Here is a 24,586-nt window from a genome sequence, read left to right as displayed (position 1 = left end):
AACTTTAACCCGTCCAGGCAAAACAAGCGATCATTCAGGAGGAGCGGAGATGGACTATAAGCCGGACTATATCCGTGTGAGGGAGCTGCACAAGTCTTTTGTATACTATCGAAAAGAAGCTGGACTCAAAAATTCATTCAAAAATTTATTTGCTCGCAAGTCTCTGCTGAAGGAAGCGGTTAAATCCGTTTCCTTCACGATCGGACCTGGCGAATGTGTTGGATTTCTCGGACCCAATGGGGCAGGGAAAACCACGACGCTCAAGATGTTATCAGGCATTCTGTATCCCACTAGCGGGGAAGCTAATGTCCTTGGTTATGTGCCATGGGAGCGCAAAAATGAATTCAAGCGGCTTTTCTCCATTGTGATGGGCCAGAAAAACCAGCTTTGGTGGGATCTTCCCGCCGTTGAATCCATTTATTTGAACAAATGTATTTATGATGTGCCGGATGAGCTTTATCGCCGAAGCCTTGCCGAGCTATCAGAGATGCTTGATGTCCGGGAGCTTCTGAACGTACAAGTGCGCCGGCTTTCCCTGGGCGAACGGATGAAAATGGAATTAATCGCCGCGCTGATCCATCGGCCCCGACTGCTTTATCTGGACGAGCCGACGATCGGCCTTGATTTTCCCTCGCAAAAGAAGGTCAGGGAGTTTCTGAAATACTATAATGAGCAATTTGGTGCCACCATCCTGCTGACGAGTCATTACATGAAAGATGTGGAGGATCTTTGCAAACGGACGATTATTATTAACGAGGGAAGTTTGCTGTATGACGGGGATCTGCACAAAATCAACGAGCTCTTTGACGAGCGAAAAATAATTAGGCTTCGCTTCTCCGAGCCTGTTGCCACGCTGCAGTTGGCCAAATACGGGAAAGTAGTTATGGAAGACGGCTACAACGCTGTTCTGGAGCTTCCCAAATACCTGTTAAAGGAAGTATCGCGCGCCGTGTTCGATTCGTTTCCAGCGGTTGACTGGACGATTGAGGATGTACCGCTGGAGGAAAGCATTTCAAGGCTCTATCAGAAGGAATCCGTCGGATGAACAGACGCAAATTATACTTGACTATATTTTCAATGGGCGTTCAGCATTCGATGGAATACCGATTTCACTTCTTCCTCAGTCTGATAGGGGCTGCTTTTCCGATCCTTGTTCAATATTTTATCTGGACCGCGGTCTATCGCCATTCCGGTCAGTCGGCGCTGTTTTCCTATTCATACGGTCAAATTATTTTGTATACCATTTTGGCGGGATTGGTATCCAAGCTGATCTCTACCCAGTTCGAGCAGCAGATTGCCGATGATATCAAAAATGGCGGGCTGAACGAGTATTTAATTAAACCGGTCAGCTACTTCGGGTATCGGTTGGTTTCCTTTTTCGGTCAAAAGGTGATTTATTATGGGATTACGGGGTTGCTGCTGGTCGGATTAATCTGGATAGCCTCTTCCAGGGGGGCGCTTGAAGTCCAGGTCACACGGTTGCTGGTTTTTGCCTTCACACTCTGGGGAGCGCTTCTGCTTAACTTTCTTATCGCCTATTGCCTCTGCGCCAGCGCTTTTTATCTGCATGAAATCTCCTATTTTTTCGTCATTACAAGTCTGCTTGTCAATATTTTGAGCGGAGGCATGTTTCCGTTGGAGATATTCGGGGACTCGGTGGTGAAGCTGCTGGGTTACACGCCATTTCCTTATACTATTTATTTCCCTGTCAATGTTCTTAGCGGCAAGATGGAAGCGGCGGCGATGTACCAGGGGCTGCTCGTTCAATGCGGGTGGATTTTGCTGTTCTTTGGACTCTCCCGTCTGACGTGGCATGTTTCCATGAAGAAATATTCGGCGGTCGGGGGGTAGCGGATATTCCAAATGTTGAAAACCATAAAAAAATACACGCGCCTCTACGGCATGTTCATCAAAAATTGTCTTATCGCCCAGATGGAGTTCCGCGGCAACTTTATGATGAGCCTGATTGTTGAATCCGTCTACTTGATCGCCAAGCTGTTGTATGTGCTGGTCGTGTTTCGTACGGATCTTCACGTAGAGGGGATACCGCCTGAAGGGCTGCTCCTGTTTATAGGCATGCATACGGTGGTGACCGGCCTCTATGTAGGTTTGTTTTTTACAAACTTTATGAAAATTCCCGAGTATATTAAGGACGGATCGCTTGATTTAATGCTGACAAAGCCGGTTTCCCTGCAATTTATGGCTTCCTTGCGTTATGTCGATTTGGCGCTGCCAATTCCCGATATTCTGGTTGGGTTCGCCATGATCGGAATCGGCTGGCATGCGATGGATATCCCGCTTATGTTCCCGCAGCTTGCAGGGTTTGCACTGCTGCTGCTGGTCTCGATTGTTATTACCTATTGCTTGATGATCATCCCGGCGCTGCTTTCCTTCTGGTTCATCCAGACGGGTTCCGTGTCAGAGATCGCTCATTCTGTCTGGGACGCCAACAATTTCCCCATGTCCATTTACCCAGCCTGGGTCCGTCGGATCGGCACCTTTGTTATTCCTCTGTTTCTTATTACGAATTTTGGACCGATGTTCCTGCTGGGACAGCTTACTTGGCTTCACGCAGGACTGTCGCTGGCCGCTTCGCTTCTGCTCTTTGCAGCCGTAAGGCTCTTCTGGAAGCGGGCCTTGAGGGTATACAGCAGTGCAAGCAGTTAGACTTAGCCGCTACTTAACCATTCGCTAGAAGGGGGAGAATCAGATGAACGCCGTTCAGCTTCCTGTGTTGGATCCGCCGCTCAAAGGATTTTTGCGCTGGGCCTATACGCTTTCGATCACTAGCGCCCACGAAGAGACCGTTCCCTGGTATTATAGCAACTTTATTCAGCTGTCCTGCAACAAAAAATTTCTGGAAAAGGGCAGACAGTACTATATCGATTTTTTTCGAGGCAAGCCCAACGAATTGAACTTCAATAATCCATTTCTTCTCACTTGCTCCGTCAATTATACGATTCTGGAAAGTTTGCCATTGGAGTCATGGCCGAAACTTTTCGCGGATCAGATCCGCAACGGTTATTACTGCATCGTGTTTTTGGATGAATCCAAGCTATCTCCGGCGGCAGCTTATCAGAGGGAACCGTTCCCGCATCATCTGCTTCTATATGGCTTTGATTGGGAGGAGAGCAGCTTCCATGCCTCAATGTTTGATAAGACGGGAGTATATCGCAATTTGCTGATCCCGTTCCGGGAGTTGGTGGAGGCCATCCAGTCGATGAGACAGCTTCTGAACAACAACCTGACGGCGGACCATCATACGTATTTCTATAAATACGAACCGCATTCGCCTTATCCTTTCGACAAAATGGCTGCGATCGACCAGCTGCGCGACTATCTTAACGGAGAGACTCATTTAAATCGGATCAATTACAATCCTGACGAGGAGGAAGCTTTCGGAATCAAGGTCTATGACTATTTGCAAATGTACTATGATGCTGTGGAGAACAACGATGCCCGGTTGGTAGAACGCAATGATGTGAGGCATCTTCATGTCCTCTGGGAGCACAAAAGAATGATGAGCGAGCGTATTGAATATCTGGTGGAGGAGGGGATCATTCCTGATGACCGGGAGCTTGTGGAGGGCTACAAGGAGATTAGCAAAAAGATCTTGAAGCTTAGGGATCAGTACATTCGCCATGAGATTCGCGCGGATAAGGACGTGTATAAACGGCTGCGGCTGCGGATTAATGAGCTGCGGGAGGAAGAGCCTGTATTACTGCAAAAACTGATCAGTCGGCTTGAGGGCAGAGCTCTGTGATTTGCTGCGATAGTAAAATCAAAATCACTTTGCTCTTCAACCAACGGCAAGGCGATGTTATCCGATACAATAGTTTCATTTTAGCTAACGTTTATAAAGTTAACAGAATATATATTATGTTAACTTGCTAAATATCACTGGAAGCAAAAGCAAACTCGGATGAAACAACGAGTTTGCTTTTTTATATACATATCATTCCATTTCATGCTGCATACTAACTGTTATCTCATTTCATGGGGGGAGCATCATGTGGGAAACGAAATTGCGCGATTTACTTGAACAGAACTCGGATATCGTATTTCGCAAAATGGAGATTCAGAGTGAAATAATGATACTGGTTTATATAGAAGGCCTAGTAAATGATGTTTACGTACAGGAACAGATCATACCTTCCTTATTTCATGGGAGCAGGTTTGACACCGTTCCAAAGTATACCCTGGATGAAGTGGATCAAGCGCTGCAGGCATTGTTTAACGGCAGTGTTCTTGTGCTGACGAATCAGAGTGAATTCTCCTATGTTTTCTCGGGGGAAGGCATCCAAAGCCGTTCTATCGTAGAACCGACGAGTGAGCATACCCTTCGCGGCCCCAGAGACGGGTTCGTTGAATCCATTTCTACCAATCTGTCGCTCATCCGAAGAAGGTATCCCGACACCCGTCTGCAGGTGAGAATATCCCGGATTGGCGCACACAGCAAGACCAAGGTTGCCTTGGTCTATGTCGATGGCATCGTAAATCCCGATATTCTTAAGGAAGTGGAGCAGCGCATGAATTCAATCCAGATCGATGAGCTGCTGGATAGCGGAGCGGTTGAGCAATGGATTGAGGATAGCTGGTATTCTCCCTTTCCTCAGGTGCAATATACAGAACAGCCAGTAAGAGTGGTATCGGCCATTGCAGAAGGGCGGATTGCCATTGTCGTGGATGGAACTCCTATAGTACTGATGGTGCCGCTTACCTTCTCCATGCTGTTTCAGGCTATGGATGATTATTCGGAACGCTGGCTCGTTGGATCGGCTATCCGCTTCATCCGCATTATCGGTTCAATTCTCGCTTTAATTCTACCTGCGCTTTATATTGCATTATTGTCCTATCATCCGGGGATGATTCCAACTCAACTGACGTTATCGATTGCCGCTTCACGGGCCGATGCTCCTTTTCCCGCCTTTGTTGAAGCGCTTCTGATGGAAGCCACATTGGAACTGTTGCGGGAGGCCGGTCTGCGTCTGCCCGGTTTTATCGGGCAAACGATTGGAATCGTCGGTGGGCTGGTAATTGGTCAGGCGGCTGTGGAGGCGGGCATCGTCAGTCCTATTATGGTTATTGTTGTGGCGCTGACCGCAATTTGTTCCTTTATGATTCCAGCCTATAACGGTGCGATAGCAATACGACTTCTGCGATTTCCGCTTATGGTTTTCGTGAGCTTCCTGGGGATGTTGGGATTAATCCTGGGGGTTATGATCATCATTGCCCATCTCGTCTCGTTAAAATCCTTTGGAGTAAACTACTTGTCCCCGTTTGCTCCTTACCAAGCGGCGGATTGGAAAGATTCCGTCATCCGGGCTCCGCTTCCTTTGCTAAAAAAGCGACCATCCGTACTCAAGCCTTTGAAAGAACAGCGATTGAAGCTGGATCAACGCAAAAAGGGGTGGTAGCGCCTGATGATTAAAGACAAAATCACAAATATACAAATGGGATTTTTGCTGTTCTCGGTGATGGTAGGTGTCGGAATATTGTCGCTACCTCAGCAGGTCGCTAACCAGGCTGGTGTGGATGGGTGGATCGTAATTATCCTGAGCGGCATTCTGGCTGCAGTCTCCGCCTTATTGATGGCGAAAATCGGTGAACGTTTTCCTGAGAAAAGCCTGATTGAGTATGGACCGGTACTCATAGGCAAACCTATGGGTATCATGCTATGCCTTTTATTCTTAATCTACTTTATCGTATTTGCCAGCACGGTCACCCGGATTTCAGCCGATGTGACCAAGTTGTATTTGCTGGATGATACGCCGGTTGAGGTGGTTATTCTCAGTACTTTTCTGACCAGCACCTTAATCGTTCTGCATGGCATCAACGCAATTGCTCGCTTCAATCAGTTCATTCAGCCGATCATTCTCTTTTTGCTGATCCTTGTATTGCTGCTTACATTTAGCGGGGCGGATCTGGGAAATAATCTGCCGATTCTTGGAGACGGAATTCAACCGATCATTAGCAGTTTGCCCTCGACATCGTTTTCATTTTTGGGATTTGAAGCGATCCTATTTCTGCTGCCGTTTATGAAGACACCGCAGAAATCTACCCGTGTTATTCTTGTTGCGTTCAGTATTGTTATCTTCCTTTATGTGTTTATTGTCATTGCCTGTGTAAGTGTACTGGGTGCCAAGGAAGTAGGTTATGTGAATTACCCGACGCTGACGATCGCCAAGAATATTCAGTTTCCAGGAAGCTTTATAGAGCGGGTAGAGTCGATTATGATGATTAGCTGGGTCCCATTTGCACTGACGACCATGCTGCTGCTTCATTATTGTTCCAGCCTGATTCTGGCCAAGTTGCTTGGCCTTAAGGAACATCGCGTGATTTCTATTTTGTTGATCCCGGTCGTCTATATGCTGGCGGTGCTGCCCCAAAATGTACTGGAGGTTGAACAGTGGAGCCAGGGGGTTGGAGCGTTTGGCGNTCGTCTATATGCTGGCGGTGCTGCCCCAAAATGTACTGGAGGTTGAACAGTGGAGCCAGGGGGTTGGAGCGTTTGGCGCTTCACTTAATCTGGTAACTATCGCTGTCTTGTGGTTGGGGTACGGGGTGAACAAAAGGAGGGGACGGATTTGACATTTCGCTGCCTAAAAAAGATCGCTATTCTGCTGCTTATTCTTTCATTGACCGGGTGCTGGGATCGGCTGGAAATTGAGAATCGTATTTTCGTCCTTGCCGTCGCGATCGATAAAGTTGCTAAGAAGGAAGGAAAGATACTGTATGAATTGACGATTCAGGTGGCAGAGCCAAAGGCTTTATCCGGGAAGAGCCCTCCGACAGACATCAAGCCGGTCTGGAATGTCAGTGTCACAGGCTACTCCATATTTGATTGTATGCGCTCGATGGCCACCGAGGTGGCCAGGATTCCATTTTATGAGCATTTGCAGGTAATCGTGATCAGTGAAGAACTCGCTAAAGAAGGCATCGCAGCACCGATGGATCTGTTCCTGCGGGATCATGAGCTGCGCAGAAAGACAAATCTAGTGGTGGCGCCAGGCCAAGCGAAGGATGTTCTGGACATTAATCATAAATTAATCCCCGTACCTGGGGTTTATTTGAGTATGCTCACGCAGGAATCGGTCAATAAAACCTCAAAAATGCCTCAAAATTCAACCGTTGATACTTTTTCAGTCAATTTCAGGGCGAATCGCAATACTTTGTTGACAAAGGTAGAACCTCGCGAAGACCATGTCATTATGCAAGGCGGGGCGATTTTGAACAAAGATAAGTTTGCAGGCTGGCTGAACAGCAATGAAGTGAGGTCGTACCAATGGGTGATTGGAACCGTACGGGCAGGGAATTACTTGACAGTTAATGATAAAGAGAATCAAGTCTTTACCACGTTTGAGGTGAAAAATATGCGGTCCATTATTAAGCCTCATATCCGTAATGGGGACCCCTACTTCACAATACGGATTATTGTGGAAGGAAATATCGGCGAGGACAGCATCTTACCGAATTCGACCCCGGGAGACTTAAGAAAAATCGAACAAATGCTAAATCAAAATATTCGTCACGATGCAGATACCGTTATCCAAAAGCTTCAAAAAGAGATTGGGCTTGACATTTTCGGGTTTGGAGAGCAGTTACGCAGGCACAAGTATGCCTATTGGAAGCAGCACGAACAGGATTGGGAGAACCTCTTTCGAACCGTAGATGTAAATGTTGAGGTAGAGACCTCGATACGCCGGATCGGTCACGTCAAATAACAATCCATTTGCCGATAATAACGACGCAGCAGAGCAGCAAGCAGACGTAACCTCCGTATTTTGCAAAAGCTGCATCGTATGATAGCTTCCGGTCCGCATAGCTGACGGAATAACGAAAGCGCAAAAAGAGGCCAATTCCTGCCAGCAGGGTCGCCAGGTAAGAGGAGGAATCCGATTCAATAAAGGAGGTCAAAATGCTCATCTGCAGGACACCTCATTTAAGGGATAGTTGTTGAATTAGCATTCCCCGAACAGAAAACTATAATCATTGTGTCACATCAGTCCAGTGCTTCGCATCAGACAGTGAATAGCCCGATAAACGCTGGCGGTATTCTGTCGGTGTCAGACAGGCGTATCTTTTGAATAATTCAGAGAGTCTTCCTGCACTTTGATAGCCTACGGAGCGTGCGATTTCGTGAATAGACAGCTCAGTTTGGGCGAGCAATTGCTCCGCTTGGCGAATGCGGCTTTTCTGGATATATTCCGTTATCGTGCAGTGATGGACTAGCCGAAACAGTTGTTTTAACTTGGTCGTGCTCATATACGAAATTTTGGATAACTGTTCCAGGGATAAAGGAAGGGAATAATGGCTTTCTATATAGGATGAAACCTTTTGAATTTGCTCCCGGTCTTTGATCGTTATCGACGGTTGCCGTCTGCTTGCTCCGGACAGTTCCCTCTCAATAATAAGCGCTATAGCTTCGTATATTTTCCCTTCATAAAATAATGCCGAAGCCAGGGAAGAACCGCGATAAGCAGCAATTTGACGAAGCAAAACAATCAACTCGGGAAACGAAAAGGTATCTTCCATTCCCGTTAAGATAGAGTATAAGCCATCGGACTGACTCCCGTATTTTTGCTTTAGAAATTGATTGCAAAATTCGGGAGTATACTCAATGCCAATAGTTCTAACTGGTACATGCTTATTGATGAATGCGCGGTATTTCCCCTCTGTTCCCCAGTAGCACCTGATCCTCCCTTGCTGCAGTTTATTCTCTTTGGAGTCCAGCTCTGTACCTGAGATTGATTCGTAATAAGTGACCGTCAGCAGCTCAGGCAGGGTCAAATCGATACAGAAATCCTCATAGAAATAAAAGTCATGAATGAGAATAGAAAATAGTTGATTGTAATTGTAAATCCAGTAATAGCCTTGTCCCCGCTTGGAATCCAGTTGATATGTATTGCCGGCCGGATTAAAACTTTCGGCATGCTCGCAATTTATGAAACCGTTCTCCAATAGTAAGTACTCAAGAGGGTGTGAACACATTGTTGAAGCCCCTTTCCTTGATCAGACGATTCTTCTCCTTGATTAGCCCAGTTTGCTGTAGAGCTATTTTAAAAAGCGGACGCTTTCTTATAATTAAGAGTGATAATCATTATCATTATAGCAAATTTGTCATGACAAAAGATCGTTTGCAGAAAAAGGACGGGGATTGAGTATGAATCAAGGGAAAATGAATGACAAAAAATCGCTTTCTGTCAAGGAACTGATCACGATCGGCGTTTTTTCAGCGCTATACTTTGTATTTATGATGATTGGGTCGGCTTTCTTTGCGCCTAATCCGGTGTTGACCTTTTTAATGCCGGCGGGAGCGGCGCTGCTGACCGGGCCAGTATATCTATTAATGATAGCGAAGGTTCCGCGCTTTGGTCCTATTTTGATTTTAGGTATTGTGCTGGCGGTGTTCACGTTCGTGACAGGGATGTACTGGCTCTGGTCGCTAGCTTGTATAGCAGCAGCTTTTATCGGGGAGTGGATCGCCTCGCTTGGTAAATACAAACGAATGAGCGCCAATATAGCCAGTTTTCTCATTTTTTCGCTTCATCCTATGGGTTCGTATATTATGCTATGGCTTAATCAGCAGTCCTATAAGGAATATCTGACGAATCAAGGAACAGAGGCGGCATATATGGACACGATGTTGTCCACCGCTCAGGACTGGATGCTTCCAGCTATGATCGCCGGAACGCTGCTGTGTGCGTTGATTAGCGCGCTGCTCGGCAAGAAGCTGCTTAGAAAGCAGTTTGAGAAATCGGGCGTGCTGGTCAGATGAGGGAGAAGACAGGAACGGTTGGGCAAAGTGTGGCAACAGCTGCAATGTTGACGGTCAAGCTTGATCCCAGAACGAAAATGTATCTTTTGTTGTTAGCCAATGCCGCCGTCTTTTTATCGCCTTCTTTGGAGTATGAGCTCCTCTTTATGGCTCTTATTTTCCTGCTTTATTTATGGATGGGGATGTATTCTCTTCTGTTTAAAATACTGCTGAGTTATAGCTTCGTTATGGCTGTGCAGTTGCTGAGCGAGCGATTTTTACCGGGGGTCTGGCAGTTGATGTTCGTATCCTTTGCCATGTTTATCAGGAAGATTTATCCGTGTATTGCGCTGGGAAGCCTGCTGATTGGAACGACCAAAATTAATGAATTCATGACCGCATTAACACGAATAGGGCTGTCCAAGAAGATCATTATTCCCTTTGCCGTGATGCTGCGCTACTTACCGGTGATCGGCGAGGATTGGCGATATATTAAGGATGCGATGAAGTTAAGAGGTATCACGCCTTCAATGCTTGGTTTTATAAGACGGCCGTTGATGACGGTAGAGTGCATTTATGTTCCTTTAATGATGGCTGCCTCCAAAATTGCCGATGAGTTGGCTGTTGCCAGTATAACGAGAGGAATAGAGAATCCGAAACAACGCACCTGCTATGAGCGAGTGTCCTTTCAATTCTCGGATGTGCTGGCAGCTATAGTATTTACATCATATGTTGCGGCAGGAGTGTGGATATGATAGAGCTATCTCATTTTTCATTTGCTTATGCCGGCGGACGTGATGAAGGCTTGAAACAGATTGAGCTTTGTGTCGGCCAAGGAGAATGCGTGCTGTTGTGCGGAAAAAGCGGCTGCGGCAAGACAACAGCTATCAGAGCTGTAAATGGCCTGATTCCCCATTTTTACGATGGAATCAAGCAGGGGCGGGCGCTGTTGTACGGACAGAGCGTGGAGGACATGCCCATGCATGAAATCAGTGGACTGGCGGGCACGGTTTTTCAAAATCCGAGATCGCAATTTTTTAATGTGGATACGGATAGTGAAATTGTGTTTGGCATGGAAAATCTGGCTTATTCCAGAGCGAAAATGGAGCAGCGAATGCAGCAGGTTACGGAAGAATTGCATTTGCATCCATTGCGCCGCCGCAATATTTTTCACCTGTCCGGAGGAGAAAAGCAAAAAATCGCTTTTGCCAGTGTATATGCCATTGCGCCGGATGTATTTTTACTGGATGAACCGTCAGCCAATCTGGATGCCGCTGTTATTGAAGAATTGAAGGACATGATTTCTTTGTTGAAGAAGCAGGGTAAAACCATCCTTATCTCCGAGCACAGGCTGTATTATTTGCGGGATTTGCTGGATAGAGCGTTCGTGCTGGAACAGGGGGAAATCAAGGCTGTTTATTCACGCGAGGAATTTTTGCAGCTAACGGATGCGGAGAGGGAGCAACTGGGACTGCGCGCGTTCGATTTGGAGCAAGTGCGATTTGGCGCCACCTGCGACAATCGAGGCTATAACACTGTCGGCCAAACGGCTGGCATTTTCGATTGCGGGAAGCATCGTCCACCGTATGAACTGGCGATAGAGAATGCGGCAGCATCACATCGTAAAAAAGCGGTCTGGAAGAACGTTCGGTTTACGGCCGTTAGCGGTGAAATTATTGCGATAACGGGGCATAACGGAGCTGGCAAAACAACCCTGGCCAGAGCTTTGTGCGGGCTGCAGAAGCTGGATAACGGCAGCATTTCCTTGAATGGGCGGAGGTTGACTCCCCATAAGCTATCCAAACTGGCTTATATGGTCATGCAGGATGTGAACTACCAGCTGTTTGCCGAGACGGTGGAGAAAGAATGCGCCTTTGGCGTCAAGCGAGCTGATCCGCATGCTGTGCGGGAAGCATTGGAGCAGATGGGGCTTGCGGAATTCGCCGAACGCCACCCGAACACTCTATCGGGCGGACAAAAGCAACGGTTAGCCGTGGCTGCCAGCCTCGTCAGCAAGAAGGAGATTTTGGTGTTTGACGAACCGACAAGCGGCCTCGATGGAGACAGTATGTGCAGGGTAGCCTCTATTTTACGCAATTTGGCTGCGGCCAATAAACTGATTTTCGTTGTTACACACGATCCCGAATTGATCGCCTCCTGCTGTAGCCATATAATTCAGCTGGGAAAGGGAGGTTTGCTGGAAGATTGCCGATTGGATGAAACCAACTGGCCGCACGCTATTTATCATTCTATTTTACAATAAAGAAAAGGCGGTACGGAAATGGAAGGAACATGTAACAAACCCCGAAACCCTGTAGCCATCTTGCTCGCGTGGGCGGGAAAAAACAAAATATATTTGTATTTGTCGGTACTGTGCTCGCTGACTAGCGGATTATGTACGATCGTACCCTACCTCGTCATTTATCGATTGATAGAGCGTGTGTATCATCATGTTTTAACAGAGTCATATTTCCTGCAGCATGTACTGTTTCTAACAGCGGCGCTAATTCTGCGCTTCGCCATGTTTGCCGTGTCTGGCGCTTTGTCTCACAAAGGAGCTTATCGGACCCTGTTTGATGCGCGATCCAGGGTCACTGAGCATATGTCGAAGGTATCGTTGGGTTCCTTAAACGAACGGCATACCGGGGAAATGAAAACCTTGCTGAATGAAGAAATCGAAAAGCTGGAGCTCTTCTTGGCCCACCATTTGCCGGAGCTTATTTTCTATATGAGCGGTCCAATCGCCGTGTTTATTTATCTGTGCAGCATCCATTTGCCACTGGCCGCGATTTCTTTTGTTCCACTATTGCTTGCGGTTATGATTATGGCCGTGATGTTTCGCGGCACGAACCAGCTGATGGACCGGGCAACGCGCTCGATCGCGGCATTGAATGCGGCCGTCATTGAGTATATTCAAGGAATGCGCCTGATTAAAGCTTATCGTATGAGCGGCAAGTCATTTAAAAAATATGCCCGGGCGGTAGACGACGAGTTTGGCGTATGGAAGGAAATGTCCTTAAAAATGGGCCCTCCCTATGCCAGTTATGTCATTATGATCGAATGCGGCTTGCTGCTAATGATTCCGATTGGAGGCATGTGGCTGCTTAGCGGCAAGTTGAGCGGCAGTATTTTTATTCTGTTTGCATTTGTAGGCTCTTTATATTTAACCGAGCTGCGTCCGCTGCAGGAGCTTGGCTCCAACTTTGCCCAAGTGTTAAATGCGGTCAGGAAATGCCAAGCGTTTTTGGAAACGCCGATTTTTGAGCGGGGCGAGGCTTTTCCGGATCATTGCGGAATACAGTTGAGAAATGTCAGCTTCTCGTATGAGGGCCGGCAACCCCAATTACAGCATGTCAATTTGTCTGTTGCCGAGCATGAGAAAATCGCGATTGTCGGCGCTTCCGGCGCGGGGAAAAGCACAATTGTACAGCTTATATCCCGTTTCTATGATGCGGATGAGGGGGAGGTACTAATCGGCAATGTCAATGTGAAGGATATCGACTATGAGGAATTGCTGAAGCATATCACCCTTGTATTTCAGAAATCTTTCTTAACAAGCGGGACCGTATTTGAAAATATTGCTATGGGCACAGACGCCCCTCTGCAGGAAGTAAGAGAAGCTGCAAGAAAAGCGCAAATCGACGATTTTATTCAATCCTTGCCGCACGGATACGATACCAGGATAGATAGCTGGGGCAACCGCTTTTCCGGAGGAGAGAAGCAGCGGATTGCCATTGCGCGTGCTATATTGAAGAATTCTCCAATTCTTGTACTCGATGAAGCCACTTCAGCGGCAGACCCGGAAAATCAGGCTGAAATCGATAAAGCGATCACGGAGCTTTGTCAGGGTAAAACAGTAATCATTATTGCGCATAGACTGGGGATCATTAAGCATTGCGACCGGGTTGCGGTTGTGGAAAATCAGACGATTCAAGCTTGCGGTACGCATCAGGAACTGCTGGAGAAGAGCCTTTATTATAGGGAAGCCTGGCAAAGCTATAGCAATGCCAGGGAGATTGTATACGAACTGGGTGAAGGGGGGCAGCCCGATGCATGAACAGCAGCAGGCTTTTCAGAAGAATGTCTCTTTTTACATTTCTGTTGTATGCAATGTACTGGAAGGGATGCTCGCAGGCTTTAACTTTATCGTGCTGTATCATTCTATTGAGGTGCTGATGACGGAGAGGCTAACGTCTCATTTGCTGTACCGGACTGTATTTCTGTTAATCGTTATATTCTTAGTCCGTCTGGTTGTCTATGCGTATGGCTATACAAGAGGACAGATTGGCGGAGCGGCCGTCAGTAGAAGTTTGCGGCTTGCCTTAGGGGATAAAATGAGGCGAATTCCGCTGTCCTTCTTCTCCAAAACGCAAGCAGGCGAGTATATTAATACGGCAACCGCCAGTGTGAACAGCTATGAAAATGTATTAACGCATAAAATCGGCGATATCATTAAAAATATCTCATTTACTTTATTGCTCACAGGTTTTATAGCTACCGTATATATACCTGCTGGGGCAGTTATATTTTGCGCAGGTCTGCTGCTGATTCCGTCGCTTTATTATTCTTTTCTTATGGTGAACAAGTACGGCAACCGCAAACAGGAAATCATGTCTGCCAGTACCAGCGCGGTGGTCGAGTATATAAACGGCATACAAACCTTGCGGGCTTATGGGCTGGGAGGCGGTAAACACAGAGCAACGACAGCCTCAATGAAAGCATATAGCGACATTAGTTATACCTACGAAGTGAAGATAATCCCGATTGGTGCGGTATTCAGCATGTTGAGCTGGTTGAGTCTGCCGGTCGTCTTATACTTGGCCGGGGCTCAATGGATGGAAGGAAATCTGGCTGGTCCTTCTTTTGTTCTGGTGGCCATTGCACCGCTATTTACTAACAAGTTGTTCGGAACGTTGTTTATCGATCTGACTTCCTATAAAAATCTGATGATTTCCAAAAAGCAAATTGAACACATATTTGCGGCGCCGGAAGAACCTGCAAGCGAGAGGGAATTTGTGCCCGAGGATTACAGCATTACCTTTAAAAATGTTGATTTTTCATATCAAAAGGGCGAGCAGGTTTTGTATGGCATCAACATTTCGATAGAGTCAGGAGCATTCACGGCTATTGTCGGGCCTTCCGGCTCAGGCAAATCTACGGTATTAAATCTTATAAGCAAGTATTATGAACCTGATCATGGCCAGATTTGCATAGGCAAACAGGATATTGGAAAGCTTGATTCCGAAAAGGTGCTGCAGGCCGTTTCCATGGTCGATCAGGAGGTTTTTCTGTTTAATGATACGGTTCTGAACAATATCCGCTACGCGAAGCCAGAGGCATCGGAGCAAGAGGTAATGGCGGCGGCTAAGGAAGCTAATTGTCATACGTTTATAGAACAGTTGGAACAAGGTTATGATACGATGGCTGGAGATAACGGCAACAAATTTTCCGGTGGAGAGCGGCAGCGTATTTCTATAGCGAGGGCGATTTTGAAGGATAGTTCGATTTTGCTGTTGGATGAAGCAACATCGTCTTTGGATATAGAAAATGAATGGGCTGTCAAGGAAGCTACTCAACATTTGCTGAATAAACAAAAAACGGTTGTGATGATCGCCCATACGTTATCCGTTATTAAACATGCGGACAAGATTGTAGTTATGGATGGGGGGCGTGTAGCCGAGGAGGGAACCCATCAGCAGCTTCTGGAAAAAGAAGGAAGATATGCAGCTATGTGGCGTACGGAGTACAAGCTTAATTCGATGTGACTTGGAGTGGAATGTATTATTGGGAATAAATAAAGTGCCTTTTGATCATTCGTTCAATGATATAATCTTATGTAAAACAGAAAAAGCTATATTGAAGAAGTTCAATTATGAATATTGAATTATCACACGATAAGTGAAATTGGACGATGATCAGGAGGGCTTATGAATATCGAAGAAATAAAGCAGATGATTAATTCCGGGGAAATGTATGATGATGCAGGAGTAGAGGTATCAGCGTTGAGAACGCATGCGATATCCAGATGCCGGAAGTACAATCACAAAGTAAATACCAATGATGATTACGATATGTCTATTTTGACAGCGTTATTTTCTGAAGTTGGGGAAAATGTGTATATCGAATCCAACTTTCGGTGTGAATTTGGTTTTAATATTTCCATCGGAAATGATGTTTATATCAATCATGACATGATCATTCTTGACTGCAACGAAGTAAAGATCGGCAATAACGTCTATATCGGTCCCAGAGCCGGACTATATGCAGCAAATCATGCTGAAGATCCTTACGAACGTGCTGACAAAGGGGTGTATTCCGCCCCCATAATACTGGAGGACAATGTATGGCTTGGTGGTGATGTTAAGATTACGCAAGGCGTGACCGTAGGCAGAAATAGTATTATCGGGGCAGGAAGCGTAGTCACTAAGGATATTCCTCCAAATTCAATTGCTGCCGGGGTTCCATGTAAAGTGATCAGGCCGATCCGATTTTCAGACCATCGCTGGAAAAGACCCACGATTTAACCTAACATATTCATTGTTCAGAAGGGGCTATAAGACAGCCCCTTTTTTTGTCCTTATTAGTATTTGATATAGCTATTGTGTATAAAGTATCACTGAGATTGACCTGAAATGGATTTCATACTTTATCATCAAAGGGAAGGTTCTCTTGATCATGCGGATGGAGGTTGGGATTCATGTATACTACCGTTATTTTTGACATTGATGGAACATTGATTAACACAGAAGAAGCGGTGTTGAAATCCTTGCAGAAGCTGCTGTTGAATAATTATAGTCGGAAAATGAGCCAACAAGATCTAGCTTTTGTGCTTGGAATCCCGGGGGCTGTATCCCTGCGCCAGCTCGGTATCGAAGACATTGATGATGCGAATAAATGCTGGAACGATCTTATGAGGGATTACCGGCATACTGTTCATGTATATGAGGGAATTCAGGAACTGCTGTTTGAGCTAAAGAAGCAGTCGATACTTACAGGGATAGTCACCTCAAAGACGAACCAAGAATTTATGGATGACTTTGTTCCTTTTGGTCTTGTTGGCGACCTGCCTTACACTGTATGTGCTGATGATACGAGGCAACATAAGCCTCATCCCGAGCCTTTATTGAAATTCCTTGAAATTACCGGTGCCCAGGGAAAAACATCCTTATACATCGGAGACACGATCTATGACTATGAATGTGCCAGAGATGCGGGGGTCGATTTTGGATTAGCATTGTGGGGCTGTAAACAACCTGATCTTATACCTGCCAAGTATAAGCTGGAGCATCCCAAAGATCTTCTTTCCCTTCTAAAATCCCGATAATGGTATTAAACGATAGCAAGAGAGTGAATATATCGGATGCCCGGCTAAAGCGACGCTAAAAACGAGGAGAGGGCGGCGATTCGCCTGTTAATGATTTCGAAGGTTATATCAAGGGGGGATAAGCTTGGAAGATAAGTGGCTTGCATGGGCAAAACAACTGCAGTCTATAGCACAGGCGGGGTTAACCTACTCTAAGGACTCATATGACCTGGAAAGATTTCAGCAGATACGAGACATGAGTGTAGAAATTATGTCAGGGCATACAGGTACAGAAATGAAATTAATCGAAGAACTTTTTGCCAATGAAACGGGCTATGCTACACCTAAGGTTGATATTAGAGCGGTAATTATTAAAGATGATCATATCCTTATGGTTAGGGGAAAAATGGACGGGAGATGGGCTTTGCCTGGCGGTTGGGCTGATATTGGTCTATCTCCTACAGAAGTAGCGGTTAAGGAAGCGAAAGAGGAGTCAGGGTTTGAGGTGAGGGCTATCAGATTGTTAGCAGTACATGATAAAAAGTTTCATCCGCATCCTCCTTCACCTTATCATGTGTATAAGCTCTTTATACAGTGTGAAATTATTGGGGGGCAAGCTGCGATAGGGGCTGAAACCAGTGAAGTTAAATTCTTTAGTGAAAATGATTTGCCTGAGGAGCTGTCTATTGAGAGGAATACGGAATCCCAAATCAGAATGGCTTTTCGTCTAAGTAGGGAGAAGGAGCAAGTGGAATGTGACTGATGGTCGGGGGACTAACTGCAATTTGATATATGATTTTTACGGTTATTCGCGTGAGTTGGTACAGTGTTTTTTTCGCTTTCGGCATATTAATTTGCCTGGCACGGGTCCATTGGCTAGAGTATGGTAGAAGTAAGAAAGAGGAGAAGGTGACGATGGCAAACATTAAGGAAATCGCAAAGCGTGCCGGCGTATCCGTGTCAACGGTTTCCAGGGTATTGAATCAGCATCCCTATGTGTCGGATTTGAAGCGGGCAGCTGTACAACGTGTGATTGATGAATTGGACTATACTCCAAACCGATTAGCTGTTGATTTAATTCGTAATGAAACGAGAAGCATCGGTGTAATCATGCCGTACAATAACAATCAGGCATTTGATCAATTGCTTCATGGCGTGCTTAATCGATCGGTTGAGCTTGATTATACCGTGGTGATTTTGCCTACCAAGTACGATCCGGAAAAAGAGCTAAGCTACTTAAATATGCTGAAAAATAAACAGCTTGATGGAATTATCATTACCTCTCGTTCGAATACCTGGGATGTGATCCTGCCCTATACAAAATACGGGACGATCGTGGCTTGCGAGCTTTCCGATCATCCTGAGATTGGCTGTGCCTACATGGATCGATATGAATCTTACATAAATACGTTTCAATTATTAAAGGATAAAGGGCATTCCCTCGTTGCTTTTACAACGGCAAGAGGAGAAGAGAGCAATAGTACGAAGCTGACGTTAAAAGCATATCGGAAAATCTTTGGCCATCTGCCGCCGGAATACCATATCAGGGACTGCCATAGTATGGAGGATGGGGAAAGAGCTGCTCAACAACTGCTTCATCTGGACCCCAGACCCACGGCAATTTACGCGAACGGGGACGAGGTTGCTTCAGGCATCTATCGGTATGCGAAAAACCTGCAGCTGAGAATTCCGGAGGATCTGGCGATTATCGGTCAGGAAAACCAACCCGTCGGCATTGGGCTAAGCTTATCTACGGTTGATCATCAACTAGTAAAAGTGGGGGAACAAGCTTTTGATCTAACCATTAACAAATCCAAGGACAAGATAGAGATTCCATATCAAATAATTGTACGGCAAACTACATAGCTGAATTTAGTAAAAACCATCAACCGGATGTTATCAATGAGATGAAGAGGGGGAAACGGAATGAAAACGATCAAGTGTATGATGGACCACCTGTATTGGGCGGACGGACGCATCCTGGATGCTCTCGAGGAGAGTGAGATGAAGAGCAAGCAGCTTTTGAAACTGGTTCGTCACATTGCGGTCGCGGAACGAGTCTGGCTGTCCCGATTGCAGGGCAAAGGGAGCTCCCAATATTCGTTGTGGGAGGAAGCGGAAGACCTGACAGCGATTCGGACGATGTTCGTAGAAAACGCCGAGCAATATCGCGTTTATATCGAAGGGTTAGAGGAATCCGACTTGGATGAGATGGTCAACTATGCGAACCAGAGCGGGGTTCCGTTCCGAACCTCTGTTCGGGATATCCTGTTGCAGGTTCTCTTACATGGGCAATATCACCGGGGACAGATCAACCGGGCACTTCGAATCGAATCCGCAGAGCCAGTTCAAGTCGATTACATCACGTTCACGAGGCTGTAACTGGTGTTAGATAACTTCACGGACTCGATGCTACATTTGGACATATGCGCGAACATGGTTCTAAGCGCCGATTTTATTTCCGTGGATCATTCAAAAGAACGGCCACTGTTCGCATCGTTTGCGACAGGGCCGTTCTTTTGTTTTTCGTAGGCTAGCCTTAAATAACTATTCTTGCCATACACTCATAGGGTCCCATGGCTTAATCTGATTTCCATATTTTCCGGCTAAAAAAGCTTTCATGTCTTCCAGCTTAGCAGGCACCTCGTTCCAAATTGGAAGGGGGGGTAACCCTCGTTTGCTTTTCAATAGGATGTCCACTGTAACATACAAGCGTTCTGGCTGAATCCAATGAAGGAAGCGGGAAATATCAATTTTCTTGGTCAGGGACAAAGCATCCATTTCGTCATTGTAATACTTGTTGAACTCGCTAATCAGGTTCAGGAGGTAGTCTCTTTGCTCTTTCACAAAGTCCAGGCCGCAGATGGCGCCATGTCCTGGAACAACGATTTCAGGTTTAATTTCATCAATAATGCGATCAAGCACTTTAACCCAATTCAGGGTTCCTTCTTCGCTGTATGCTGTACAACCGTTAAACACGACGTCACCGGCGAACAGCACCTTTTCTTTTGGCATCCAAAGTAGTAAGTCACTGTCGGAGTGGGCCGGAGCTACGTTGTATACCATTACTTCCGTATCGCCAAGACGGATGTTGATATCGTCCTGTATCTCAATATTCGGGAGTACCCATTCTACACCTTCCAGGTCGAATCCTTCAAATTCCGCTGCAAAAAACCGCTCGCCCGAGGTCGATTCCGGAGAATACTTTCCTCTTCTGATGACGCTGTCCATCCAGGCGATATTTTCGGTGAGACGTTCTCTGGACGCTTCTTTATGCATAATAATGCAAGCATCTTCAAACACTTTATTTCCCCAGGCATGGTCGCTATTATAGTGCGAGTTCACCACATATGCGGGAGAGCCGCCGTTGCTTACTTCCTTAAAAGCTTCCCGCATTTCCCGCGCATGGAACAAATCGAAGAACGTGTCATACACCAGCCCTTCACCCTTGTTGATGAACCCGGCATTGGCCCAACTGATGCCTCGATACGGCGAAATACCGGCAAAGACGCCATCTGCGACTTCAAAAAATTTAACGCGAGGTTTTTGAATAATACGTCCATACTTCATGAAAATTCTCCTTTGAGTATATGTTTTAGGGATAAGGCATGCTGACTAAGGCTTATTATAGAGAATGGAAAACAAAAATGCAAGCAAGCACTTGCATGCATCCATTCAATGCTATATGATAGTAGCAGAACAACATCACACTACATGCATAGAGGCGCTGATATGAAGCTAGTAACTTTTAAAACCAATACATCCCTGGAATCTTTGTTTGGCTCGTAATTAACGAGAAATTGGGGAACTGGACCATTTCTGATTACCCCCGGATGAAATCGACAACCCGCTGGCATTGGAAGTGGATGTACGCATCGGGGAGAGATTGCACTGGAAGGGGAGCACATTCGAGTATTCTGCACATCCTGCAAAAGTGATGGAGGAGGTTCTCAAAGTTTCCACGCGCCTCCCAGGTACGATGATAGGAACGGGAACGATACCGGATTGCTGTGCAATCGAGATCGAGCAATGGCTGTTGCCCTCTGACCGAATCCAGATTACATTTGATAAATTAGGCACACTCACACAATTGGTGTCTGATCATGTCAAGATTACGGAACCAAGCCGCAGGGAACTAAGAAGCGATTTACTCTAAATAAAGGTTTATGTAAATGATGAACCCTGGCCTTGATGTGCGTATGCAAAACTTGTAGTAGAATAGGTTTAACATTTGCAAAAGGAGAAGTACAATGCAAACTTCAGACAGAATCATTGAAGCCGCGACACGGCTCATCAAAACGAAGGGCTATCGGGGCGTTAGTACCAAAACCATTGCAACGGAAGCCAAAGTCAATGAATCTACGATTTTCCGGCAATTTGGAAGCAAGCAAGGCATATTGGAAGCTATCATTGAAAGACATTCGGATATCCCGCAATTTGAGAAGCTGTTAAGAGAGGATGCGACCGATAATCCGGAAATCGATCTTTTCAATATAAGCCAGCAGTACCGTTTGTTTTTCCATAAAAATGCGGACATCATTTTAATTGGGATCCGCGACAAAGGAATGCTTCCCGAATTGGACAGAGTGCTGGCTGATCCGCCGGTAAAGCTGCACTCCTTGCTGGTTGAATATTTTGAACGACTGCAGAAGAAAAAAGTCATAGCCATACAAGATGAGCGTCTTTCCGCTATGTCTTTTCTCTCGATGTGCTATGGATTTCAGATGAGCGAGCTGATTCACCGGGATTATCAGTCCCATCTCGTCACCGAGGAAGAGTTCTACAAGCACAGTGTCCCATTGTTTGTAAAAGGGATGTTATCTCAGGCATAACGTTGGCTCAGTACATATTGGTATAGAATACTCAAAAAAAACCAAAGAGGAACAGAAGGGCCATGACAATTTATGCCGAGGGAAAACAACATGGTCCCATTGAAAACCGCTATTTTAGTAGCTTTTTATTTTATCGGTACAAGTTCTGTCCCGAGACAAGGACAAGAACTTGTACCGATTGCCGTAAAGGACAACTATGCAAGGTATTTATCACATTTTGGTTTTCACACTGTAGAGAAGAATGTAGTAACAACGTGGTTCAAACGGATTTATAGACATATGTACAAAATACGAGTTTTGTGAATATATCTAAAATAAACCCGTGTAAATTTAATTCCCTGCAATTCTTTGTCCTCAGCTCGGGTCAGGAACTTGTTAAAACAAAAAAGTCGCGATTTCCGCGACCCCTTAAACTTAAGCGTATGCTCTTGTCCTCCGACCAACATCGATTCGTAAATATTAGTCCAGAAGGCTGTAGATCTGAATGCTCTCCACCTTGGCATCGTTGATATGAAACGACATCACATCCACATAATTGGATGGCTCGTAACGGAAGTCATCCTCCTCATTAGGGGCTCCATCACCAAGCAGTTTCCCCTCAGGGTAGGCCGTTTTGAGTGTATCAAGGCTATCTCCTGCTTTAATGTTTCGCGCTGTCGCGTACTTAGGATCTGTAATTTCAATATGAAAGATGGAGTCTTGTTTACCTTCCGGTATGCTGATTGTTTTAATCTCCAGACCAGGATACGTATAAACCTTTTCTGTAAAACCGATTAACATATCCATGTTTGTACCATCGTCGGCACTATACGTATGAGATTTCAAGGTATCCGGTTTGCCCAGCATCTGTTCCATCTGTTCTTCATTCGCTGTATCCGAAATCGCAATGGTGTGCTCATTATAGACAAAAGCAAGCTCCTTCAGCACCACATTGCCTTCCTTCTCTATCGAACCTTCCTTAATAGCTTCAGCACTCTGTCCTTCCGAGTTTTCTGAAGCAGGCGAAGTAGAATTTGATGCTCCTTCGCCTTTGCCCGGTTCGTTCGACGTGTATTTTTCAGCCGAGTTCTGCGCCGCTTCTGGCGACTTGGCACCATTGGACTGACAGCCCGTCAGTGCTATCGTTAGTAAAATGCTCAGCAGGATAACAGCTGTAGCTTTGTTTATTAATTTCATCATGATCCCTCCATAAAACGTGTGATTTCTTCTTATAGAGTGATTATAAAAAAAGCGTTTGTTAGTCTCATAACAGAATTGTACCAATCTTGTAACGTCAACTATTTGCGCGCCTGGTTTACGCACGGGGTAACACAATCGTAACGGTCGTTCCTTCCCCGATTTGACTTTCCATGTCGATATATCCATTAAACCGTTCTACAATCTCTTTGCAAATAGAAAGTCCAAGACCTGAACCGTTCGCTGTGCTTGCATTTTTTGCCCGATAAAAGCGTTCCTGCACTCTCTCCAGCTCATCGCCCGCGATACCGATACCTTGATCACATATCCGTATAACTACCTCGCTTGGCGTATGTTCCAACTTCAATTCGATTAGCGATGGACTGCCTGAATATTTGATGGCATTGTCCACAAGGTTGGCGATCGCATGGGACATCAGCATTGGATTCACGTTGGCGCGGACTCTCGTCAGCAGCTTATCCTCCGGTTCCACTTCCGCCTTACTGAACTTAATCTCGATTCCTTTATCTTTGGCCTTGGCACCCATACTCCTTGCGACTTGCTGAATTAGTTCGTTCATTTCCGTCTTCTCGACTTCCAGTTCGTTAGATCCAGCCTTGTCGAATCGGGATAGCAACAACAGTTCATTAATCAAGCGCGTCAGCCGATCCGATTCCTGCAGCAGATGAGCATAGATTTTTTGCAACTCCTTGTTCTCGTTCTCCCCTTCATACAAGTATTGAGAGAAACCACGAATTGCTGCCAAGGGTGTTTTTAACTCGTGAGATACGTTGGAGACAAATTGTTTCTGGTACTGAATGTAATCATGAAGCTGCCGTCCCATGGAATCCAGTCCGTCTGCCAGCATGCCCAGCTCATCCTTCCGGTTTAGATGAACTCTCCGAAACTCCTGTCTGGAGAAACTTTGCGCAGCGCCAAGCAACAGCTTAATCGGCTTGGTTGTGTTGCGGGCGATCCACAGACTGGATAACGTAATCAGTACAATAAATCCGCCTGCACCCGCAAACAGGATATAACGGATTTGATCCATAATCGCATAAAAGTAAGAAATGTCCTCCACGAACTCATACACATAAGCGTTTCGGTAGTATTGATCCTGAATGGGAGTGGCAAAGTAAAGCAGATGATCTTCCGTTACGGTGTAGGCATAACTGCCGCTCAGGGCTTTCTCAATATTCTTTTCAAAAATATGAGGTTTGCCATCATTAATGATGATGCCATCCACAGCCAAGCCCAGCAACTGCTTGGAGCTATCATAGATACGTACTTCCTTGCCTGAAGCTTTCAGCTTTTCCAGAGCAAGTCTGACGATTTCTTTTGTCTGATGCTCTCCTGTTGATGATCTATGCTGTGCCAACACCTCACGGAAGGACAATTCGGACAGATCCGCCTTCTCCATCATCTGTTTTTCAATGGTAATGAAGCTGTAGTAATCGATGGCTTTATTCACCGCAAAAATGATGATGCCAAAGGACAGTACGGAGAAAAACAAATAAT

At 45.8% G+C, this 24,586-nt stretch carries 24 protein-coding genes; 19 read left to right on the top strand and 5 right to left on the bottom strand.

The window, feature by feature from the left end; translation table 11 throughout:
- Nucleotides 1-49: 49 nt before the first annotated feature.
- The 7 genes from BN1360_RS18105 to BN1360_RS18075 all read left to right on the top strand — a co-directional run bounded on the left by BN1360_RS18105 (nucleotide 50) and on the right by BN1360_RS18075 (nucleotide 7,724).
- A complete protein-coding gene (locus BN1360_RS18105) occupies nucleotides 50-1,045 on the top strand; it encodes an ABC transporter ATP-binding protein (RefSeq protein WP_068781244.1) in 996 nt (331 codons plus the stop codon).
- A complete protein-coding gene (locus BN1360_RS18100; RefSeq protein ID WP_068781243.1) occupies nucleotides 1,042-1,851 on the top strand; it encodes an ABC transporter permease in 810 nt (269 codons plus the stop codon). The genes BN1360_RS18105 and BN1360_RS18100 overlap by 4 nt, the downstream gene beginning before the upstream one ends.
- Before the next feature lie 12 nt (nucleotides 1,852-1,863).
- On the top strand, nucleotides 1,864-2,667 hold the full coding sequence (locus tag BN1360_RS18095) for an ABC transporter permease (protein WP_068781242.1): 804 nt from the start codon (nucleotides 1,864-1,866) through the stop codon (nucleotides 2,665-2,667).
- A 43-nt stretch (nucleotides 2,668-2,710) separates the two neighbouring features.
- A complete protein-coding gene (locus tag BN1360_RS18090; protein ID WP_068781241.1) occupies nucleotides 2,711-3,763 on the top strand; it encodes a hypothetical protein in 1,053 nt (350 codons plus the stop codon).
- 247 nt (nucleotides 3,764-4,010) lie between these two features.
- Nucleotides 4,011-5,417: a spore germination protein gene (locus BN1360_RS18085; RefSeq protein WP_068781240.1), complete on the top strand. Its 1,407-nt coding sequence runs from the start codon at nucleotides 4,011-4,013 to the stop codon at nucleotides 5,415-5,417.
- A 6-nt stretch (nucleotides 5,418-5,423) separates the two neighbouring features.
- Nucleotides 5,424-6,485, top strand: coding sequence for a GerAB/ArcD/ProY family transporter (locus BN1360_RS18080; RefSeq protein WP_068781239.1), 1,062 nt, complete (start codon nucleotides 5,424-5,426; stop codon nucleotides 6,483-6,485).
- Between the two features lie 102 nt (nucleotides 6,486-6,587).
- Nucleotides 6,588-7,724 carry a Ger(x)C family spore germination protein gene (locus BN1360_RS18075; protein WP_068781238.1) on the top strand — a complete coding sequence of 379 codons (1,137 nt, stop codon included), beginning with the start codon at nucleotides 6,588-6,590 and terminating at the stop codon, nucleotides 7,722-7,724.
- Here BN1360_RS18075 and BN1360_RS18070 read toward each other — a convergent pair.
- Together BN1360_RS18070 and BN1360_RS18065 are read right to left on the bottom strand one after the other, a co-directional pair.
- Entirely contained in the window at nucleotides 7,717-7,926 is a 210-nt protein-coding gene (locus BN1360_RS18070) for a CLC_0170 family protein (protein ID WP_068781237.1), read from the bottom strand. The two genes, BN1360_RS18075 and BN1360_RS18070, sit on opposite strands and share 8 nt — an antisense overlap.
- A 63-nt stretch (nucleotides 7,927-7,989) precedes the next feature.
- Nucleotides 7,990-8,991, bottom strand: coding sequence for a helix-turn-helix domain-containing protein (locus BN1360_RS18065; protein ID WP_068781236.1), 1,002 nt, complete (start codon nucleotides 8,989-8,991; stop codon nucleotides 7,990-7,992).
- A gap of 172 nt (nucleotides 8,992-9,163) precedes the next feature.
- Between BN1360_RS18065 and BN1360_RS18060 the strand changes: the two genes are divergently transcribed.
- The 10 genes from BN1360_RS18060 (at nucleotide 9,164) to BN1360_RS18015 (ending at nucleotide 19,442) form a co-directional block, all read left to right on the top strand.
- The gene (locus tag BN1360_RS18060; protein ID WP_068781235.1) at nucleotides 9,164-9,778 is read left to right on the top strand and encodes an MptD family putative ECF transporter S component; all 615 of its coding nucleotides are present in this window, start codon (nucleotides 9,164-9,166) and stop codon (nucleotides 9,776-9,778) included.
- Entirely contained in the window at nucleotides 9,775-10,512 is a 738-nt protein-coding gene (locus BN1360_RS18055) for an energy-coupling factor transporter transmembrane component T (RefSeq protein WP_082790113.1), read from the top strand. Before BN1360_RS18060 ends, BN1360_RS18055 begins: the two co-directional genes overlap by 4 nt.
- Nucleotides 10,509-12,020: an ABC transporter ATP-binding protein gene (locus BN1360_RS18050; RefSeq protein WP_068781234.1), complete on the top strand. Its 1,512-nt coding sequence runs from the start codon at nucleotides 10,509-10,511 to the stop codon at nucleotides 12,018-12,020. The genes BN1360_RS18055 and BN1360_RS18050 overlap by 4 nt, the downstream gene beginning before the upstream one ends.
- An 18-nt stretch (nucleotides 12,021-12,038) precedes the next feature.
- On the top strand, nucleotides 12,039-13,814 hold the full coding sequence (locus BN1360_RS18045; protein ID WP_068781233.1) for an ABC transporter ATP-binding protein: 1,776 nt from the start codon (nucleotides 12,039-12,041) through the stop codon (nucleotides 13,812-13,814).
- The gene (locus BN1360_RS18040; protein ID WP_068781232.1) at nucleotides 13,807-15,522 is read left to right on the top strand and encodes an ABC transporter ATP-binding protein; all 1,716 of its coding nucleotides are present in this window, start codon (nucleotides 13,807-13,809) and stop codon (nucleotides 15,520-15,522) included. The genes BN1360_RS18045 and BN1360_RS18040 overlap by 8 nt, the downstream gene beginning before the upstream one ends.
- A 162-nt stretch (nucleotides 15,523-15,684) precedes the next feature.
- A complete protein-coding gene (locus BN1360_RS26265; RefSeq protein WP_068781231.1) occupies nucleotides 15,685-16,281 on the top strand; it encodes a sugar O-acetyltransferase in 597 nt (198 codons plus the stop codon).
- A gap of 173 nt (nucleotides 16,282-16,454) precedes the next feature.
- Entirely contained in the window at nucleotides 16,455-17,081 is a 627-nt protein-coding gene (locus BN1360_RS18030) for an HAD family hydrolase (protein ID WP_068781230.1), read from the top strand.
- A 124-nt stretch (nucleotides 17,082-17,205) separates the two neighbouring features.
- The gene (locus BN1360_RS18025) at nucleotides 17,206-17,823 is read left to right on the top strand and encodes an NUDIX hydrolase (RefSeq protein ID WP_068781229.1); all 618 of its coding nucleotides are present in this window, start codon (nucleotides 17,206-17,208) and stop codon (nucleotides 17,821-17,823) included.
- Nucleotides 17,824-17,975: 152 nt separating this feature from the next.
- Nucleotides 17,976-18,926, top strand: a complete 951-nt coding sequence (locus BN1360_RS18020) for a LacI family DNA-binding transcriptional regulator (protein ID WP_068781228.1) — start codon at nucleotides 17,976-17,978, stop codon at nucleotides 18,924-18,926.
- A 60-nt stretch (nucleotides 18,927-18,986) separates the two neighbouring features.
- Entirely contained in the window at nucleotides 18,987-19,442 is a 456-nt protein-coding gene (locus BN1360_RS18015) for a DinB family protein (RefSeq protein WP_068781227.1), read from the top strand.
- Nucleotides 19,443-19,607: 165 nt separating this feature from the next.
- On the opposite strand, the gene BN1360_RS18010 is transcribed toward BN1360_RS18015, so the two are convergent.
- Entirely contained in the window at nucleotides 19,608-20,630 is a 1,023-nt protein-coding gene (locus BN1360_RS18010) for an MBL fold metallo-hydrolase (RefSeq protein WP_068781226.1), read from the bottom strand.
- 292 nt (nucleotides 20,631-20,922) lie between these two features.
- Between BN1360_RS18010 and BN1360_RS18005 the strand changes: the two genes are divergently transcribed.
- Entirely contained in the window at nucleotides 20,923-21,216 is a 294-nt protein-coding gene (locus BN1360_RS18005) for a hypothetical protein (protein WP_229521040.1), read from the top strand.
- Nucleotides 21,217-21,310: 94 nt separating this feature from the next.
- The gene (locus BN1360_RS18000; RefSeq protein ID WP_068781225.1) at nucleotides 21,311-21,892 is read left to right on the top strand and encodes a TetR/AcrR family transcriptional regulator; all 582 of its coding nucleotides are present in this window, start codon (nucleotides 21,311-21,313) and stop codon (nucleotides 21,890-21,892) included.
- Between the two features lie 459 nt (nucleotides 21,893-22,351).
- Here BN1360_RS18000 and BN1360_RS17995 read toward each other — a convergent pair whose 3' ends face one another.
- Nucleotides 22,352-23,071 carry a hypothetical protein gene (locus BN1360_RS17995; RefSeq protein WP_229521039.1) on the bottom strand — a complete coding sequence of 240 codons (720 nt, stop codon included), beginning with the start codon at nucleotides 23,069-23,071 and terminating at the stop codon, nucleotides 22,352-22,354.
- 115 nt (nucleotides 23,072-23,186) lie between these two features.
- Nucleotides 23,187-24,581 carry a sensor histidine kinase gene (locus tag BN1360_RS17990; RefSeq protein ID WP_068781223.1) on the bottom strand — a complete coding sequence of 465 codons (1,395 nt, stop codon included), beginning with the start codon at nucleotides 24,579-24,581 and terminating at the stop codon, nucleotides 23,187-23,189.
- Nucleotides 24,582-24,586 lie beyond the last annotated feature (5 nt).

Origin of the sequence: Paenibacillus sp. GM2, from assembly GCF_900069005.2 — a bacterium.
Taxonomy (GTDB): domain Bacteria; phylum Bacillota; class Bacilli; order Paenibacillales; family Paenibacillaceae; genus Fontibacillus.
This window is presented reverse-complemented; position numbering and strand designations above follow the sequence as displayed.

Excerpts from the sequence above, each read along its gene's own strand:
- BN1360_RS18105 (WP_068781244.1), top strand. The coding sequence starts at position 50 with ATGGACTATAAGCCGGACTATATCCGTGTGAGGGAGCTGCACAAGTCT.
- BN1360_RS18100 (WP_068781243.1), top strand. The coding sequence starts at position 1,042 with ATGAACAGACGCAAATTATACTTGACTATATTTTCAATGGGCGTTCAG.
- BN1360_RS18095 (WP_068781242.1), top strand. The coding sequence starts at position 1,864 with ATGTTGAAAACCATAAAAAAATACACGCGCCTCTACGGCATGTTCATC.
- BN1360_RS18090 (WP_068781241.1), top strand. The coding sequence starts at position 2,711 with ATGAACGCCGTTCAGCTTCCTGTGTTGGATCCGCCGCTCAAAGGATTT.
- BN1360_RS18085 (WP_068781240.1), top strand. The coding sequence starts at position 4,011 with ATGTGGGAAACGAAATTGCGCGATTTACTTGAACAGAACTCGGATATC.
- BN1360_RS18070 (WP_068781237.1), bottom strand. The coding sequence starts at position 7,926 with ATGAGCATTTTGACCTCCTTTATTGAATCGGATTCCTCCTCTTACCTG.
- BN1360_RS18065 (WP_068781236.1), bottom strand. The coding sequence starts at position 8,991 with ATGTGTTCACACCCTCTTGAGTACTTACTATTGGAGAACGGTTTCATA.
- BN1360_RS18060 (WP_068781235.1), top strand. The coding sequence starts at position 9,164 with ATGAATCAAGGGAAAATGAATGACAAAAAATCGCTTTCTGTCAAGGAA.
- BN1360_RS18055 (WP_082790113.1), top strand. The coding sequence starts at position 9,775 with ATGAGGGAGAAGACAGGAACGGTTGGGCAAAGTGTGGCAACAGCTGCA.
- BN1360_RS18050 (WP_068781234.1), top strand. The coding sequence starts at position 10,509 with ATGATAGAGCTATCTCATTTTTCATTTGCTTATGCCGGCGGACGTGAT.
- BN1360_RS18045 (WP_068781233.1), top strand. The coding sequence starts at position 12,039 with ATGGAAGGAACATGTAACAAACCCCGAAACCCTGTAGCCATCTTGCTC.
- BN1360_RS18040 (WP_068781232.1), top strand. The coding sequence starts at position 13,807 with ATGCATGAACAGCAGCAGGCTTTTCAGAAGAATGTCTCTTTTTACATT.
- BN1360_RS26265 (WP_068781231.1), top strand. The coding sequence starts at position 15,685 with ATGAATATCGAAGAAATAAAGCAGATGATTAATTCCGGGGAAATGTAT.
- BN1360_RS18030 (WP_068781230.1), top strand. The coding sequence starts at position 16,455 with ATGTATACTACCGTTATTTTTGACATTGATGGAACATTGATTAACACA.
- BN1360_RS18020 (WP_068781228.1), top strand. The coding sequence starts at position 17,976 with ATGGCAAACATTAAGGAAATCGCAAAGCGTGCCGGCGTATCCGTGTCA.
- BN1360_RS18015 (WP_068781227.1), top strand. The coding sequence starts at position 18,987 with ATGAAAACGATCAAGTGTATGATGGACCACCTGTATTGGGCGGACGGA.
- BN1360_RS18010 (WP_068781226.1), bottom strand. The coding sequence starts at position 20,630 with ATGAAGTATGGACGTATTATTCAAAAACCTCGCGTTAAATTTTTTGAA.
- BN1360_RS18000 (WP_068781225.1), top strand. The coding sequence starts at position 21,311 with ATGCAAACTTCAGACAGAATCATTGAAGCCGCGACACGGCTCATCAAA.
- BN1360_RS17995 (WP_229521039.1), bottom strand. The coding sequence starts at position 23,071 with ATGATGAAATTAATAAACAAAGCTACAGCTGTTATCCTGCTGAGCATT.